Origin of the sequence: Streptomyces sp. PCS3-D2, assembly GCF_000612545.2 — a bacterium.
In the GTDB taxonomy this organism is placed as follows: Bacteria; Actinomycetota; Actinomycetes; order Streptomycetales; family Streptomycetaceae; genus Streptomyces.
The window spans coordinates 4608091-4623766 of record NZ_CP097800.1 but is presented as its reverse complement, the minus strand read 5'-3'; the positions used below and the strand labels follow the sequence as shown (position 1 = coordinate 4623766).

At 72.4% G+C, this 15676-nt stretch carries 13 protein-coding genes; 3 read left to right on the top strand and 10 right to left on the bottom strand.

Going from position 1 to position 15676, the window contains the following annotated elements; genetic code table 11:
- Positions 1-291: 291 nt before the first annotated feature.
- Complete coding sequence (locus tag AW27_RS20375) at positions 292-1449, bottom strand: acyl-CoA dehydrogenase family protein (protein ID WP_037925307.1); 1158 nt, start codon at positions 1447-1449, stop codon at positions 292-294.
- Positions 1450-1651: 202 nt separating this feature from the next.
- Here AW27_RS20375 and AW27_RS20370 point away from each other — a divergent pair, with 202 nt between their 5' ends.
- A complete protein-coding gene (locus tag AW27_RS20370) occupies positions 1652-2995 on the top strand; it encodes a UDP-glucose dehydrogenase family protein (protein ID WP_037925304.1) in 1344 nt (447 codons plus the stop codon).
- Positions 2996-3130: 135 nt separating this feature from the next.
- Here AW27_RS20370 and AW27_RS20365 read toward each other — a convergent pair whose 3' ends face one another.
- The 4 genes from AW27_RS20365 to AW27_RS20350 all read right to left on the bottom strand — a co-directional run bounded on the left by AW27_RS20365 (position 3131) and on the right by AW27_RS20350 (position 7269).
- Complete coding sequence (locus AW27_RS20365; protein WP_037925302.1) at positions 3131-4213, bottom strand: membrane dipeptidase; 1083 nt, start codon at positions 4211-4213, stop codon at positions 3131-3133.
- A gap of 208 nt (positions 4214-4421) precedes the next feature.
- Positions 4422-5600 carry a dipeptidase gene (locus tag AW27_RS20360; protein WP_037925300.1) on the bottom strand — a complete coding sequence of 393 codons (1179 nt, stop codon included), beginning with the start codon at positions 5598-5600 and terminating at the stop codon, positions 4422-4424.
- A complete protein-coding gene (gene purE, locus AW27_RS20355; RefSeq protein WP_037925298.1) occupies positions 5597-6133 on the bottom strand; it encodes a 5-(carboxyamino)imidazole ribonucleotide mutase in 537 nt (178 codons plus the stop codon). The genes AW27_RS20360 and purE overlap by 4 nt, the downstream gene beginning before the upstream one ends.
- The gene (locus AW27_RS20350) at positions 6130-7269 is read right to left on the bottom strand and encodes a 5-(carboxyamino)imidazole ribonucleotide synthase (protein WP_078556799.1); all 1140 of its coding nucleotides are present in this window, start codon (positions 7267-7269) and stop codon (positions 6130-6132) included. The genes purE and AW27_RS20350 overlap by 4 nt, the downstream gene beginning before the upstream one ends.
- 197 nt (positions 7270-7466) lie before the next feature.
- On the opposite strand from AW27_RS20350, the gene AW27_RS20345 reads away from it, so the two are divergent.
- Positions 7467-7994 carry a GtrA family protein gene (locus tag AW27_RS20345; protein WP_052031125.1) on the top strand — a complete coding sequence of 176 codons (528 nt, stop codon included), beginning with the start codon at positions 7467-7469 and terminating at the stop codon, positions 7992-7994.
- 10 nt (positions 7995-8004) lie between these two features.
- On the opposite strand, the gene AW27_RS20340 is transcribed toward AW27_RS20345, so the two are convergent.
- Together AW27_RS20340 and AW27_RS20335 are read right to left on the bottom strand one after the other, a co-directional pair.
- Positions 8005-9270, bottom strand: a complete 1266-nt coding sequence (locus AW27_RS20340; protein ID WP_037925295.1) for an ATP-binding protein — start codon at positions 9268-9270, stop codon at positions 8005-8007.
- A 146-nt stretch (positions 9271-9416) separates the two neighbouring features.
- Positions 9417-10094: a response regulator transcription factor gene (locus AW27_RS20335; protein WP_030961403.1), complete on the bottom strand. Its 678-nt coding sequence runs from the start codon at positions 10092-10094 to the stop codon at positions 9417-9419.
- 496 nt (positions 10095-10590) lie between these two features.
- Between AW27_RS20335 and AW27_RS20330 the strand changes: the two genes are divergently transcribed.
- The gene (locus AW27_RS20330; protein WP_037925292.1) at positions 10591-12111 is read left to right on the top strand and encodes a peptide MFS transporter; all 1521 of its coding nucleotides are present in this window, start codon (positions 10591-10593) and stop codon (positions 12109-12111) included.
- A 63-nt stretch (positions 12112-12174) separates the two neighbouring features.
- On the opposite strand, the gene AW27_RS20325 is transcribed toward AW27_RS20330, so the two are convergent.
- The 3 genes from AW27_RS20325 to AW27_RS20315 are packed head-to-tail and all read right to left on the bottom strand — an operon-like array spanning position 12175 to position 15673.
- Positions 12175-13518: a hypothetical protein gene (locus AW27_RS20325; RefSeq protein WP_236647753.1), complete on the bottom strand. Its 1344-nt coding sequence runs from the start codon at positions 13516-13518 to the stop codon at positions 12175-12177.
- Positions 13515-14639 (bottom strand): hypothetical protein, encoded by a 1125-nt coding sequence (locus tag AW27_RS20320; protein ID WP_052031142.1) that lies wholly within the window; start codon positions 14637-14639, stop codon positions 13515-13517. Before AW27_RS20320 ends, AW27_RS20325 begins: the two co-directional genes overlap by 4 nt.
- Before the next feature lie 5 nt (positions 14640-14644).
- Positions 14645-15673: a COG1470 family protein gene (locus AW27_RS20315; protein ID WP_052031124.1), complete on the bottom strand. Its 1029-nt coding sequence runs from the start codon at positions 15671-15673 to the stop codon at positions 14645-14647.
- Between the last annotated feature and the right edge of the window lie 3 nt (positions 15674-15676).

Here is a 15676-nt window from a genome sequence, read left to right as displayed (position 1 = left end):
GCCCTCAGGCCGGTGCCGGATGTGTCGAACTGCGCGCGCACCGCACGGGCTCCGCGCTCGGTATGTCATGGAATGACCGGGTGTTCACCCTGCCAGGGAGTGAACGGACCGGCGGGGGCGGGCAGTTGCCGCCCGGGCCGCCCGGAGCCGGTCCCTCCGCAGGCGCCCCGTACCGGGACGAACCCGGCGACGGCGAGCCCGAGGGGCGCTCCGCCGCGGCGGATCCCGCACAGGACGACCCCCGGCCGTGGCCGGGGGTCGTCCTGGTTCACGCCGGCCGGAGCCCTGCGGCTACGGCAGGTTCCTCGCCATGACGATCCGCTGAACCTGGTTCGTGCCTTCATAAATCTGCGTGATCTTGGCGTCGCGCATCATGCGCTCCACCGGGTAGTCACGGGTGTAGCCGTAGCCGCCGAGGAGCTGGACGGCGTCCGTGGTGACCTCCATGGCCACGTCGGAGGCGTAGCACTTGGCCGCGGCACCGAAGAAGGTCAGGTCGGAGTCGACGCGCTCGGACTTGGCGGCGGCCGCGTAGGTCAGCTGGCGGGCGGCCTCGATCTTCATGGCCATGTCCGCGAGCATGAACTGCACGCCCTGGAAGTCGCCGATCGGCTTGCCGAACTGCTTGCGCTCCTGGACGTAGCCCTTGGCGTAGTCCAGGGCGCCCTGGGCGATGCCGAGCGCCTGGGCGGCGATCGTGATGCGGGTGTGGTCGAGGGTCTTCATCGCGGTGGCGAAGCCGGTGCCCTCGGCGCCGATCATGCGGTCGGCGGGGATCCGGACGTTGTCGAGGTAGACCTCGCGGGTCGGGGAGCCCTTGATGCCGAGCTTCTTCTCCGGGGCGCCGAAGGACACGCCCTCGTCGGACTTCTCGACGACGAAGGCGCTGATGCCCTTGGAGCGCTTCTCGGGGTCGGTGACGGCCATGACCGTGTAGTACTCGGAGACGCCCGCGTTGGTGATCCAGCGCTTGACGCCGTTGAGCACCCAGAAGTCCCCGTCGCGGACGGCGCGGGTCTTCATGCCGGCGGCGTCGGAGCCCGCGTCCGGCTCGGAGAGGGCGTACGAGAACATCGCGTCGCCCTTGGCGAGCGGGCCGAGGTACTTGGCCTTGAGCTCCTCGGAGCCGGAGAGGATCACCGGGAGGGAGCCGAGCTTGTTCACGGCCGGAATGAGGGAGGAGGAGGCGCAGACGCGGGCCACTTCCTCGATCACGATCACGGTGGCGAGGGCGTCGGCGCCCGCACCGCCGTAGCTCTCGGGCACGTGGACGGCGTGCAGGTCGTTGGCGACCAGCGCGTCGAGGGCCTCCTGCGGGAAGCGGGACTCCTCGTCGACGGCGGCTGCGAACGGCAGGATCTTCGCCTCGGCGAGCGAGCGGACCGACTCGCGGAGCATGTCGTGCTCCTCGGCCGGGCGGTACAGGTCGAAGTCGGCAGAACCCGCCAAGATCTCTCACTCCCCAGGGTGATACGCGATACGTGATGCTAACTACCGTTAAGTAACCCAAGTTTAGTGTCCCGGTCACGGATGGCGATATGGAAAGGCCACGTGAGCTGCGTGACAGAGACGGTGCTCCTGGGGAACCTCCCCGTGTGTCGGCCCGACTATGCTCAGTGGCCGCACACGGCCCCGCACCTCTGGAGCACCCATGGCCCCCCTCAGGATCACTGTGATCGGCACCGGCTACCTCGGCGCGACCCACGCCGCGGCGATGGCGGAGCTGGGCTTCGAGGTGCTGGGCCTGGACGTGGTGCCGGAGAAGATCGAGATGTTGGCCGCGGGCCGGGTGCCGATGTACGAGCCCGGCCTGGAGGAACTCCTGGCCAAGCACGTGGCCGGACTGCCCGGCTCGACCGGGCGGCTGCGGTTCACCACCTCCTACGAGGAGGTGGGCGCCTTCGGCGACGTCCACTTCGTCTGCGTGAACACTCCGCAGAAGCACGGCGAGTACGCGTGCGACATGTCCTACGTCGACTCCGCGATGGCCTCGCTGGCCCCGCACCTGACGCGACCGGTGCTGGTCGTGGGCAAGTCCACGGTGCCGGTCGGTTCCGCGCAGCGGCTGGCGGCGAAGCTGACGGAGCTGGCCCCGGCGGGCGACGGCGTGGAGCTGGCCTGGAACCCGGAGTTCCTTCGGGAGGGCTTCGCCGTCCAGGACACCCTGCACCCCGACCGGATCGTCATCGGCGTCCAGGGCGAGCGCGGCGAGAAGCTGCTGCGCGAGGTGTACGAAACCCCCGTGTCGGAGGGGTCCCCGCTGGTCGTCACCGACTTCCCGACCTCCGAGCTGGTGAAGACCGCCGCCAACTCCTTCCTCGCCACCAAGATCTCCTTCATCAACGCGATGGCGGAGGTCTGTGAGGCCGCCGGCGGTGACGTGGTCAAGTTGGCGGAGGCCATCGGCTACGACGAGCGGATCGGCGCGAAGTTCCTGCGCGCCGGAATCGGCTTCGGCGGCGGCTGCCTGCCCAAGGACATCCGGGCCTTCATGGCCCGCGCAGGCGAGCTCGGCGCGGACCAGGCACTGACCTTCCTGCGCGAGGTGGACTCCATCAACATGCGGCGGCGCGGCCACATGGTGGAGCTGGCCCGCGAGGCCGTCGGCGGGTCCTTCCTCGGCAAGCGGGTCGCCGTACTCGGCGCCACCTTCAAGCCCGACTCGGACGACGTGCGCGACTCGCCCGCCCTGAACGTGGCGGGCCAGATCCACCTGCAGGGCGGCCAGGTCACCGTCTACGACCCCAAGGGCATGGACAACGCCCGGCAGGTCTTCCCGACCCTCGGGTACGCGGACTCCGCGCTCGCGGCGGCCCGGGGCGCGGAGGTGGTCCTCCACCTCACCGAGTGGCGCGAGTTCCGCGACCTCGACCCGGCGGAGCTCGCCTCCGTCGTCACCGACCGGCTCGTGCTGGACGGTCGCAACGCGCTGGACCCGGTGCGGTGGCGTGCCGCCGGCTGGACCTACCGGGCGATGGGCCGGCCCCGGGCCTGACCCCTGCGGGGAGGCTGCGCGGGTCCGCCCGGCCCGGCGCGTGCCCCCGGACGCGCGCCCCGGACGCGTACCCCCGGGCCCGGAGGCGTCGCCGGGGGGTGCCCGAGTACCGCGCCTTGATCTGCCGGCCAGGCTCTAGACGGGGGCGGTGGGGCCGGGGTGGCGGCGCGCGGTGAATTCCGCGTCGCGGACCACGCGGAGGGCGTTGCCCCAGGTGAGCAGGGCGAGATCGGACTCCGGCCAGCCGCGGTCCAGGAGTTCCGCGATCAGCCGCGGATAGCCCGAGGGGTCGGTCAGACCGGTCGGGCGGGGGCCCGGCGGCTCGGTTCCGAAGGCCGCTCCCAGTCCGACGCCCTCGGGGCCCGCGACCGCCCGTACGTGGTCGAGGTGGTCCGCCACCGCGTGCAGGGAGTCCCCGGTGCGCGCGGCGTCGAAGGTGACCATCGCGAGGCCGTTCGCCTCGCGCAGCAGGGCGAGCACCTCGTCGGGTACGTTCCCCGGATGCGGGTTCAGCGCCGCAGCCGCCGTGTTCGAGATGACCACCGGAGCCTTGGATGCCTCCGTGAGCCGGCGGCCCACCGCCGGCACGCATCCCGTGAGGTCCAGCAGGATCCCCAGCCGGTTCGCCTCCCGCACGACCTCGTGACCGAAGGCCGTCAGCGTCTCCTGCGCCCAGGGCGCTCCCGCCGGCGCCAGGGCCCGTACGCCCAGCGCGTGAAAGGCGCGCAGCGCGCCCAGCGAACCGGTCAGCGTCCGGCCCGGCACGGGGCCGAGGAACGAGGCGATGCGGCCGCGGTTGCGGGCGTCCGCCATGTCGTCGGCGCTGAGCGCGAGGCGGAGGCTGTCGGGGTAGCGGCGGACCAGGGACAGCGCGGCATCGATCTGCTCCAGGGTGTCGGCGACCGCCCAGTCGCCGGCCGCGTCCTCGCGGGACGGGGCCTCCGGCGGCACGAGCAGGGACCAGAACTGGGCCCCCACTCCCCCCGCGCGCAGCCGCGGGATGTCGGTGTCGACGCCCGCTTCGGAGGTCTCGATGTCGTGGTACGGGCTCTGACGCAGGGTCCACACCAGGGTGTTGCACCCGTCGGCCACGGGGTGGGCGGACAGCAGCGCGGCGGCCCGTTCGAGAGCGCTCGCCCTCGTCTCGGGTCCGGCGGGGGCCGGGAGGTCCTGGGCCCCGATGCCCGCGGAGTGGGGTTCATCCTGCAGGTCGGCCATGGCGTTCGCTCCGGTCTCGGCGGCAGCAGGGAGAGGTGCTGACACCGTGACACGTGCCACGCCGCGGACGCCCGGTAGGTGCGGCGTTCGAGTGAACCTCGGTCACACCCCGTCACCGCACTGGGGCGGTGACGGGGGCCGTTCCGCACCGGTGCCGCGGCCCGGCGAACCCGGCGGCGCGCCCGCCCCCCGATCTGCCGGACGGGCCCTAGATCACCGCGTTCGACGGTCCCCGGGTCGCCGACAGGTCGCGCGCCACCGCTTCCGCGTCGCGCAGCGCGCGGACCGCGTTGGACCAGGTCAGCTTCGCCAGGTCGGCCCTGGACCAGCCGCGCGCCAGGAGTTCGGCGACCAGGTTCGGATAGCCGGCCACGTCGTCCAGGCCGGACGGGGTGAAGGCCGTCCCGTCGTAGTCCCCGCCGATGCCGATGTGGTCGACGCCGGCCACCTCCCGCATGTGGTCCAGGTGGTCGGCCACGGTGGCGGCCGTGGCCACCGGCCGCGGGCGGTCCGCCTCGAACGCCCGGTGCAGGGCCATCGCCGCGGGGGTGGTGTCCAGGTGGTGGAAGCCGTGCGTCCGCAGGTTCTCGTCCGCGGCGAGGGTCCACTCGACCGCCTCCGGCAGGATGAACTTCGGCACGAAGGTGGCCATCGCCACCCCGCCATTGGCCGCAAGCAGCGCCAGCACGTCGTCGGGGATGTTGCGCGGGTGGTCACAGACCGCGCGCGCCGAGGAGTGCGAGAAGACCACCGGCGCGGACGAGACGGCGAGGGCGTCCCGCATCGTCGTCTCGGCGACGTGCGAGAGGTCCACCAGCATGCCGACGCGGTTCATCTCGCGGACGACCTCACGGCCGAATGCGGTCAGGCCGCCGTGCCGGGGCTCGTCGGTCGCCGAGTCCGCCCAGTCGATGGTGTCGTTGTGGGTGAGCGTCATGTACCGCACGCCCAGCCGGTGCAGGGCGCGCAGCGTGGCGAGCGAGTTGTTGATGGAGTGGCCGCCCTCGGCGCCCATCAGCGAGGCGATCCGGCCGCCGGCTCGGGCCTGCTCCATGTCGTCCGCCGTCAGCGCCCGCACCAGGTCGCCGGGATAGCGGTCGATCAGCTGGGCCACGGCGTCGATCTGCTCCAGGGTGGCGCTGACCGCTTCGTCGCCCGCGTAGTCGGACCTGACGTAGACCGACCAGAACTGGGCCCCGACCCCCCCGGCGCGCAGCCGGGGGATGTCGGTGTGCAGGTGTGCGGACTGGTCGCCCGCGATGTCCCGCTGCGCGAGGTCGTAGCGCACCTGCTGGCGCAGCGCCCAGGGCAGGTCGTTGTGACCGTCCACGACGGGGTGCTCGGCCAGCAGCTCGCGCGCCTCCGCCAGGCGCTGCGCCGCGCTCACTTGCCGAACCCGAAGGACTCCGAGTTCGCGACCTTGGTGCGCAGCCGCTTGCCCTTCTCGGTGGCCTGGTCGCGGAGCTCCTGCTGGAAGTCGCGCATCCGGGCCAGCAGCTCCGTGTCGTGGGCGGCCAGCATCCGTACGGCCAGCAGGCCCGCGTTGCGCGCGCCGGCGACCGAGACGGTGGCGACGGGAACCCCGGCCGGCATCTGGACGATCGACAGCAGGGAGTCCATGCCGTCGAGGTGCTTCAGCGGCACCGGCACGCCGATGACCGGCAGCGGGGTGACCGAGGCGAGCATGCCGGGCAGGTGGGCGGCTCCGCCCGCGCCCGCGATGATCGCCTTCAGGCCGCGCTCGGCGGCCTGCTCCCCGTACTCGATCATCTCGCGCGGCATCCGGTGGGCGGAGACGACGTCGACCTCGTAGGGGATCTCGAACTCGTCGAGGGCCTGGGCGGCGGCCTCCATCACGGGCCAGTCCGAGTCGGACCCCATGACGATGCCGATGACGGGGCCTGCGGCGGTGGTGCTCATTCCGTGACCGTTCCTCTGAGGTAGTCGGCGGCGTGGCGTGCGCGCTCCAGCACATCGTCCAGGTCGTCGCCGTAGGTGTTGACGTGGCCGACCTTGCGACCGTGTTTCACGTCCTTGCCGTACATGTGGATCTTCAGCTGGGGGTCGTGGGCCATGCAGTGCAGGTAGGCCGCGTACATGTCGGGGTAGTCCCCGCCCAGCACGTTCGCCATGACGGTCCACGGGGCGCGGGCGCGCGGGTCGCCCAGCGGCAGGTCCAGGACCGCGCGCACGTGGTTGGCGAACTGGGAGGTCACGGCCCCGTCCTGGGTCCAGTGACCGCTGTTGTGCGGACGCATCGCCAGTTCGTTGACGAGGATCCGGCCATCGGTGGTCTCGAACAGCTCCACGGCCAGGTGACCGGTCACGCCGAGTTCCTGCGCGATGCGCAGGGCGAGGGCCTGGGCCTCGCCGGCCAGCTCCTCGGAGAGGTCCGGCGCGGGAGCGATCACCGTGTCGCAGACCCCGTCCACCTGGCGGGACTCGACGACGGGATAGGCGACCGCCTGCCCGTGCGGGGAGCGGACGATGTTCGCCGCGAGCTCGCGGACGAAGTCCACCTTCTCCTCGGCGAGGACCGGGACGCCCGCCTTGAACGGGGCCTCGGCGTCCTGCGGGGTGCGGACGAACCACACCCCTTTGCCGTCGTAGCCGCCGCGCACGGTCTTGAGGATGACGGGGAAGCCGCCCACCTCGTCCGCGAAGGCGGTCACGTCCGCCGGATCGCTCACGATCCGGTGGCGGGGGCTGGGCGCGCCGATCTCGTCGAGTTTGGCGCGCATCACCCCCTTGTCCTGGGCGTGTACCAAGGCGTCGGGCCCCGGGCGGACGGGGATGCCGTCCGCTTCCAGGGCCCGAAGGTGCTCCGTGGGTACATGCTCGTGGTCGAAGGTGATCACGTCACAGCCGTGCGCGAAGGCACGCAACGTCTCCAGGTCGCGATAGTCGCCGATGACGACCTCGCTCACGACCTGGGCCGCCGAGTCCTGTGGTGTGTCACTGAGGAGCTTGAATCTGATGCCGAGGGGGATACCCGCCTCGTGGGTCATGCGGGCGAGCTGACCGCCGCCGACCATGCCGACTACCGGGAACGTCACTCCTCCAGGGTATCCGCCGGTATTCCGCCATCCGGACGTGGCCCCGGGGGTGTCCCTCCGGCATCGCCCCCGGTGTGCCGTGCGTCGCACGGTGCGGGAAGGCACAGACGGAGCGCGGGGAGGAGACTTAGCATGGGTGGGTTGACGGAGACCGGACGCCCCGTGAGGGGGCGGTGACCGACAGGACTGGCCTACTGATGACCACGCAGCGCGGATCGGTCCTCGCACGCGTACGGGGCCTCGTGCGCGAGGTGGCCAAGTTCGGGGCGGTCGGCGGACTGGGGGTCCTGGTCAACCTGGGTGTCTTCAACCTGATCCGCAGCACCACCGACCTCCAGGTGGTCCGCGCGAGCGTGATAGCCACCACCGTGGCCATCGCCACGAACTACCTCGGCTTCCGCTACTTCGCCTACCGGGACCGCGCCCAGCGCGGCCGCACCCGCGAAATGGCGCTCTTCGCCGGCTTCAGCGCGCTCGGCCTGGTCATCGAGAACGGCGTGCTCTACACCGCCACCTACGGCTTCGGCTGGGACGGCCCGCTCGCCAGCAACGTCTTCAAGTTCATCGGGATCGGCACGGCCACCGTCTTCCGCTTCTGGTCGTACCGGACCTGGGTCTTCAAGGCCCTGCCGCCCGTCCCCCCGCCCGCCGCCGAAGCGGCACCGGCGCCGCTGCCCCGGCCGGAGCGCAGGTCCGAGCCGCTGCCGGAGCCCGCGAACAACTAGCCGTCCTGGTCTAACGCACCGTCTTCTCGCGCTCGGCGGGCGGCGGGGCCGTACGGCTGAGGAACAGCGCGAACACCGGGGGCTGCGTTTGGAGCAGCTCCAGGCGCCCGCCGTCGGCCTCGGCGAGGTCACGGGCGACCGCGAGGCCGATCCCGGTGGAGTTCCGGCCGCTGATGGCCCGCTCGAAGATGCGGTTCCCGAGGTCGGGCGGGACACCCGGGCCCTCGTCCGTGACCTCCAGCACCGCCTGGTTGCCGATCACCCTGGTGCGCAGGGCGACGGTGCCGCCGCCGTGCATCAGGGCGTTCTCCACGAGGGTGGCCAGGACCTGGGAGACCGCGCCGGGGGTGCCGACGGCCCGTACGCCCTGCTTCCCGGAGCGCACGATGGCCCGTCCCGCGCTGCGGTAGGCCGGCCGCCACTCCTCCACCTGCTGTTTGACGACCTCGTCGAGGTCGAAGGGGACCGCGGAGCCCGTGCGCGGGTCCCGCGAGTTCGTGAGCAGCCGCTGCACCACGTCGGTGAGCCGCTCGACCTGGGTCAGGGCGATCGTGGCCTCTTCCCGTACGGTCTCCAGGTCGTCGGTGACCGTGATCTCCTCCAGTCGCATCGACAGCGCCGTGAGCGGGGTGCGCAGCTGGTGGGAGGCGTCGGCCGCGAGGCGTCGCTCGGCGGTGAGCATCCGGCCGATCCGTTCGGCGCTGGAGTCCAGCACGTCCGCGACCCGGTCGAGCTCGGGTACCCCGTAACGCTTGTGCCGGGGCCGCGGGTCGCCCGAGCCGAGCCGCTCCGCGGTCTCGGCGAGGTCGGTGAGCGGGGAGGCCAGCCGGTTCGCCTGCCGTACGGCGAGCAGTACGGCCGCCACGACGGCCAGCAGGGCCACCGCGCCGACGACGGCCAGGGTCCGTACGACCTCCCTGGTCACGGTGGCGCGGGCCTCCTCCACGACGACGATCTCGCCCTGTTCGCCGCGCGCGGTGCCGCGCACGACGCTGTCGGGGATCGACACGCCCACTTCCAGGGCCGGCTGCCCGGGGATCGTGATGCGCGCGAAGTGGCCGGCGTCGAGCTGCTCGGCGAGGGTGGAGGGGTCGTTGGGCTTCTTCTCAAGGACGTTCGCCTCGACGATGCCCACCAGGCGCAGCGCCTCGGCCTCGACCCGGTCCTGGGCGCTGCTGGTGATGGTCCGGGTCTCCACGATGACGAGGGAGACCCCGAAGACGGCGATCACCACGAGCACCACGGCGAGCGTGGACTGGATGAGGCGGCGGCGCATGGGCTGGGGCCTTTCTTCCGGATCAGGCCGGATCGGGGGGCGGGGTCCGGTGCGCCCGGTCGTCAGGCGGAGGAGGGGGACGACGCGGTGAGCGGGCGCGGCGGAGCACGCGGGCCCGGCCGGATCCGGGAGGAAGGCCCCGGGGGTCAGCTCTTCTCGAAGCGGAAGCCGACGCCGCGGACGGTGGCGATGTAGCGCGGGTTGGCGGCGTCGTCGCCCAGCTTCTTGCGCAGCCAGGAGATGTGCATGTCGAGGGTCTTGGTGGAGGACCACCAGGTGGTGTCCCAGACCTCCCGCATGAGCTGGTCCCGAGTGACGACGCGGCCGGCGTCGCGCACCAGGACGCGCAGCAGGTCGAACTCCTTGGCGGTGAGCTGGAGCTCCTCCTCGCCCATCCAGGCACGGTGCGACTCGACGTCGATCCGTACGCCGTGGGTGGCGGGGGGCTGGGCGGCCTCGGTGGCGCCGCGCCGGAGCAGGGCCCGGACCCGGGCCAGGAGCTCGGCCAGGCGGAAGGGCTTGGTCACGTAGTCGTCGGCGCCCGCGTCAAGGCCGACGACCGTGTCGACCTCGTCCGCCCGGGCGGTGAGGACCAGGATCGGGAAGCCGTGGCCTTCGGCGCGCAGTCTGCGGGCGACTTCCAGTCCGTCCATGCCCGGCAGGCCCAGGTCCAGGACGACGAGGTCGACTCCTCCCTGAAGTCCCGCGTCCAGGGCGGTGGGGCCGTCCTCCCGGACCTCGACCTCGTACCCCTCCCGGCGCAGGGCGCGGGCCAGGGGCTCCGAGATGGATGCGTCGTCCTCGGCGAGCAGTACACGCGTCATGTGGGTGATGGTAGTCCGAGGCGACCTGGTCGAGAGGCCTGCGTGCACGCCCCTTCCGATCTGGTCTTATGAGCTGCTGAACGCCTTCGAATATGGCCGAACGGTTCCCGACTCACCTTGTGATCCATCTCTCAAGTCCTTTCATATGCCGCAGTGTCGTGTCGTATGGTGGCGAGACGCCTGATGCAATACCTCAGGGACCTCTGTGCCGAAAAGCAGCACATGGGTCTCTGTTTCTGTCCTGTAACCGGACGGGCGGCCCCCAGAGGGACCGAACCGGCCGGACTCGACGTGAATGACCTGTTGGCCGGGCCCCTCGCGTGATGGTGCGCGGGTGGGCGTGGATCCCGGTAGCGGATTCCCCTCGCCCCCTGTTCGACGGGGGGTGAGACCCCCGGGGCGTGGGGCGGGACTCCGTCCGCCGGTGCCGGCCACCCCCCACCGGGCGCGGATGGGCTCACGAAGCCGAAGCGTCCCGAGCAAGCAAGGATCGACCATGGCTTCCAGCCTGACGACGGCCTCACCGAGCCCCGCTCACGAGAAGACCGTCCTCGGCCACCCGATCGGCCTGGCCACGCTGTTCATGACCGAGATGTGGGAGCGCTTCTCCTACTACGGCATGCGTGCGCTTCTCGTTCTGTACCTGGTCTCCGGCGGCGTCGACGCCGCGACCGGCAGCCAGGGCGGCGGCCTCGGCTTCACCGCGGCGACGGCCACGGCGATCTACTCCGTGTACGTGGCCATGGTCTACCTGATGGCCATGCCCGGCGGCTGGTTCGGTGACCGCGTCTGGGGCGCCCGCAAGACGGTCGCCATCGCCAGCTTCGTCATCATGGCGGGCCACGTGGCGCTCGCCGTCCCCGGCCAGCTGGCGTTCTTCGTCGGTCTGCTGCTGGTCGCGGTCGGCTCCGGTCTGCTGAAGGCCAACATCTCCACGATGGTCGGCCACCTGTACAAGGACGCGGACGACCCGCGTCGCGACAGCGGCTTCACGATCTTCTACATCGGCATCAACGTGGGTGCCCTCCTCGCCCCGGTCGGCATCGGCATCGTCGGCGAGACGGTGAACTGGCACCTCGGCTTCGCGCTCGCCGCCGTCGGCATGGGCATCGGCCTGGCCGTCTTCCTGCTGGCCGGCCGCACCCTGAGCCCGAAGAGCAGCATCGTCCCGAACCCGCTGAGCCCGGCCGAGCGCAAGGCCGTGATCACCAAGGCCCTGGCCGTCCTCGCCGTCGTCGCCGTCTTCTACGGCGCCGTGGTCGCGGCGGACATGTTCACCATCAAGTGGGCGCTGTACCCGATCACCATCGCCGGTCTGGTCATCCCGGTCGCCGTCCTGGCCCGCATCAAGCGGGACAAGGACCTCAGCCCCGGCGAGCAGACCCGGATGAGCGCCTACATCTGGTTCTTCGTGGCCGCCGCCGTCTTCTGGATGATCTACGACCAGGGCGGTTCGACCCTCTCGCTGTTCGGTGACAAGAACTCCGAGCGCAGCCTGTTCGGCTGGGAGGTCCCGACCACGATCTTCCAGTCGCTGAACCCGCTCTTCGTGGTGGCCCTGGCCCCGGTCTTCGCCGCCGTGTGGGTGGCGCTGGCCCGCCGCAACCGCGAGCCCAGCACCATCGCGAAGTTCTCCACGGCCCTGATCATCGTCGGTGCCTCGTTCTTCGTCTTCGCCATCCCGCTGAGCCAGACCGCCGGCAACGACACCAAGGTCACCATGTGGTGGCTGGTGCTGATCTTCCTGATGCACACGCTCGCCGAGCTGTGCCTCTCCCCGGTCGGCCTGTCGGTCACCACGAAGATGGCGCCGCAGAAGTACGGCTCCCAGATGATGGGCGTCTGGTTCCTGGCGGTCACCGCCGGTGACTGCGTCACCGGTCTGCTCAGCCTGGCCGACGTCCAGCTGAACGGTGTCGGCGTGATCCTCTTCCAGGCGTTCGCCGCCGTCCTCGCCGGTGTCGCGATCTTCATGTACCGCAAGAAGGTCAACATGCTGATGGGCGGCATGAACTGACCCGTCCCGCCCCGGCGGGACGACGGCCCGGCACACCGGAAGGTGTGCCGGGCCGTTCCCGTGTCAGCGGGTGCCGCGCAGGCGGCGCCACGGGGTGAAGGTGAACACCGCGCCGCCGAGCAGGATCACCGTGCCGGCGACCAGCGCGAGGGCCTTGACGCCGCCGCCGTCCCGCGCGCCGGTCTCGGCCAGGCCGCCCGAGGCGGTGCTGCCGGTGGTGCCGGTCGCGGAGCCGGAGCCGCCCGGCTGGGCGGTGGTGTCCAGTTCCAGCGAGACGCCGCTGCTCGTCGCCCGGCAGGGGACGTTGATGGGCGTGGAGCCGGGGGCCATCGTGACGTCGATGGTCAGCCGGTCCGGGCTGAGCGTCACCCTGCCGGACCCACCGGGTGTGTAGGTGCCGGTCATGTCGCTGAGGCTGACCGGGGCCTTGTCCGGGATCGGCTCGGCGTTGGCCGGGCCGGAGACCTTGACCGTGCCGCTGTCCGCCCCGCCGAGCCTGACGTCCATCGAGGGCTTGAGGGCGCCCGCGGGCAGGGCCATGGGCGCCGCCATCGCGCCCTTGGCGGTCTTGACGGTGAGGCCGTAGCTGCCGCCGTTCTTCCTGGCGTTGATCGTGACGGGGGTCTTGATCCCGCCCGGGACGACCGCCCCGCAGTCGAAGGTCACCTCGACCGCCGTGCCCGGGAAGTCGCTCTGACCGCCTCCGCCGCCGCTGCCGCCCGAGGCGGTGGAGCCGCCGGTGGTGGAGCCGCCCGACGTGGTGCCGCCCGACGTGGTGCCGCCGGTGGTGCCGCCGTTCGCCGTTCCGCCGGCGGTGGTGGTGCCGCCGGTGGTGGTGCCGCCGGTGGTCGTGCCCGCGCTGGAGTCGCCCGACACGTCGATGGCCGCTCCGCCGGCGACCTCGCCGACCGGCGCGCACTTGGTGACGAAGGTGCCGAAGGAGAAGGTGACGGCGACGTCGTACCTGCCGGGCGTCAGGGTGATCCGGCCGGCCTTGGTGAGCTTGAGCTTGCCCTTCATCGTGGACATCTGCATGGGGGCCTTCTTCGGGATCGGCGGGTTCTTCTTCTCCCCGACGACCTTCAGCTCCCCGCCACCGCCGCCCACGGTGATCCAGCCGGTGGGCTGGACGGAGTCCTTCGGGATGTCCATCAGGTCGGTGTTGTTCGAGGCCGGCTTGAGCGTCTCCCAGGACACGTCGACCTCGTCGCCGACCTTGGCCGCGGCCGGTGCGGTGATCTTCGCGGTGGTCTCGCCCTCCACCGGGGAGCCGCCGCCGGCCGGCGGCACGCACCTGACCTTGAACGTGGCCTCGGCGGCCTGGGCGGTTGGAGCCGTGATGGCGAGGCCCGCGCCGCCGAGCAGCAGCGCGACCAGGGCCGCGGTCGCCCTCCGTCGGTTCTTCACGATGGTCCCTTCGTCGTCGAACGGTTCTCAGACGGTGCGGACGTCTGGGGTGGCGTCTCCGGCGCGTTGTCCGGGGTGAACCACGGCAGGACCGCCGTGGAGGTCGCGGAGGGCTGCTCCGGCCGCCCGCTACGGGCCGGCCCGGCCGGGCGCGGACGCGGGAGCCGGGGAAGCCGGGCCGTCACCGCGGCCGCGGCCCCGGCCCGTCGTGCGCCCCGGCGGTGCCCGGCGCCGCCCGCGGTGTGCGGCCGGACCCTGTCGACGACGGCCATGCCGATGCGGAAGAGGGCGGCCGGGACCACCACGAGGAGCAGGCCCCAGAAGAGCACGACCCCGTAGGGGCGGGCCACGCCCCAGGGCTGGGTGGCCATGACGGTCTCGCCGTACTTGAGGGAGACCGTGTAGTCGCCGTGGGCCCCCGCGGGCAGGACGACGTCGAGCGCGACCTCCGCCCTGCCGCCGGGCGGGACGGTCCCCTTCCAGCGGGCCTCCTCCCAGAGCGGTGCGAACACGCCGTGGGCGGTGCCGAGCTGGAAGACGGGGTCCTTGACGGGGGCCGTGCCGAGGTTGCCGACGGTGACCTTGAACTTCCGGGCGGGTGGGGCTCCGAACCAGGTCAGGACGCCGTCCTCGCCCTCCAGCCGGACCCCGGTGAGCAGGGCGAGGCGGCCCGTGCCGGATGCGGCCGGCAGTTCGGCCACCGGATGGCCGGTGATCTTCAGGGGGACGGCGACCGTGGCCCCGTCCCCGTTGACGGAGGTGACGTTGACGACGCAGGGGCAGGGCTTCGGCGGGGGTGCCACGGGCAGCCGGGCCGCGAAGTGCCCGTCCTCGGCGACGGAGACGGCCGCCCCGTCGGCGTTGGCGCAGCTGTTGGTGCCGCCGATCATGTTCTGCCCGCAGACCAGCAGCATCACGAGGGTCTTGGCCCGCCAGCCGGTGCCGGTCACGGTGATCTCGCTGCCCCGGGCGGCCTCCTGGAGGGAGAGCGCGGCGGTGGGTTCTGCCCCGTCCGCGGCGGAGGGGGCGGCGGGAAGGAGTACGAGGACGCATGCCGCGAGCGCCGCGAGCAGGGACCGGGTGGTGCCGCCGGCCCTGCCCCGTGCTGTGCCGCCGACCATGGCGCTCACCTGGAGGCTCCCGTCCGTTCGTGTTCCGGTGCGGGGGTCGCCGCTCCGGGCTTCCCGCCGGGTCCGCCACCGGCGCCGTCGGCCCCGCCGTCCGCCGGCCCCCGTCGCAGGCGCCGCCGGCCGCGTACGAGGGTCAGCGTGACCAGCGCGGTCCCGCCGAGGCCGAGCAGGCCGAGACCGGTCCGGCCGGCGGCCCGCCAGGGCACGCACCAGGCCGACGCGGACGCGGTGGACGCGGCGCCGCCCGGAGCGGTGGCGGTGACGGTGACGCGCACCCGGTCGAAGACCGGGGCGCCGGGCCAGGGCTCGGTCAACTCGACCCTCCGGCCGGGCGGCAGTTCGACCGGAACGGGGCGCGGCCCGCGGCCCGGAAGCTCGCCGAAGGCGCCCTCGGCGCGGAGGTACAGCTCGGGGACGAGGGCCACGTTGCCGCGGTTGACCAGGGTGTAGGCGACGACCGCGGCCGTGCCCCGGCCCCGTATGGCGACGTCCTCGACGGTGAGGGCCGCCAGGGTGGGGCCGGAGACCCGCAGGTGGACCCGTACGCCCGCCTCCCGGCCCGCTTCGGCGGCGATCACGGCGGCGGGGTGGTCGCCGGGCGGTGCCGTGGGCGGCACGGTGACGGTGAACGGGACCACCGCGCGGGTGCGGGGCGGGATCGTCACGGTGGCCCCGGCGCCGAAGCTGAACCAGGACCCGGCGCCGCCCGCACCGGGGGCGGGAGCGGCCGGGGGCACCGCGGGGACGCCGTCGACGGCGTCGGATCCGCGCAGGGTGACGGTGTGTTCCCGGTCGGAGGTGTTGGTCAGGGCGAGGCGGTCCTCCAGCACGGTGGCGGGGGCGCCCTCCAGGTAGAAGTACGGGCGGGCGCCGCCGGGCCGGGCCGCGGCCGCTCCGGCGGCGGGTTCGGCGGTCCAGCCCGGTGCGTCGGCGGCCGCGGGCACGGCGGGGACCGTGTGCAGTGCGGCCGCCGCGAGCAGGACCAGGAGGCGGCGGACGGTCCGGGGGGTGTGCGGCACGGGCATGGC

Coding starts and splice junctions, on each gene's coding strand:
- AW27_RS20370 (WP_037925304.1), top strand. CDS start 1,652: ATGGCCCCCCTCAGGATCACTGTGATCGGCACCGGCTACCTCGGCGCG.
- AW27_RS20365 (WP_037925302.1), bottom strand. CDS start 4,213: ATGGCCGACCTGCAGGATGAACCCCACTCCGCGGGCATCGGGGCCCAG.
- purE (WP_037925298.1), bottom strand. CDS start 6,133: ATGAGCACCACCGCCGCAGGCCCCGTCATCGGCATCGTCATGGGGTCC.
- AW27_RS20345 (WP_052031125.1), top strand. CDS start 7,467: ATGACCACGCAGCGCGGATCGGTCCTCGCACGCGTACGGGGCCTCGTG.
- AW27_RS20340 (WP_037925295.1), bottom strand. CDS start 9,270: ATGCGCCGCCGCCTCATCCAGTCCACGCTCGCCGTGGTGCTCGTGGTG.
- AW27_RS20335 (WP_030961403.1), bottom strand. CDS start 10,094: ATGACGCGTGTACTGCTCGCCGAGGACGACGCATCCATCTCGGAGCCC.
- AW27_RS20330 (WP_037925292.1), top strand. CDS start 10,591: ATGGCTTCCAGCCTGACGACGGCCTCACCGAGCCCCGCTCACGAGAAG.
- AW27_RS20320 (WP_052031142.1), bottom strand. CDS start 14,639: ATGGTCGGCGGCACAGCACGGGGCAGGGCCGGCGGCACCACCCGGTCC.
- AW27_RS20315 (WP_052031124.1), bottom strand. CDS start 15,673: ATGCCCGTGCCGCACACCCCCCGGACCGTCCGCCGCCTCCTGGTCCTG.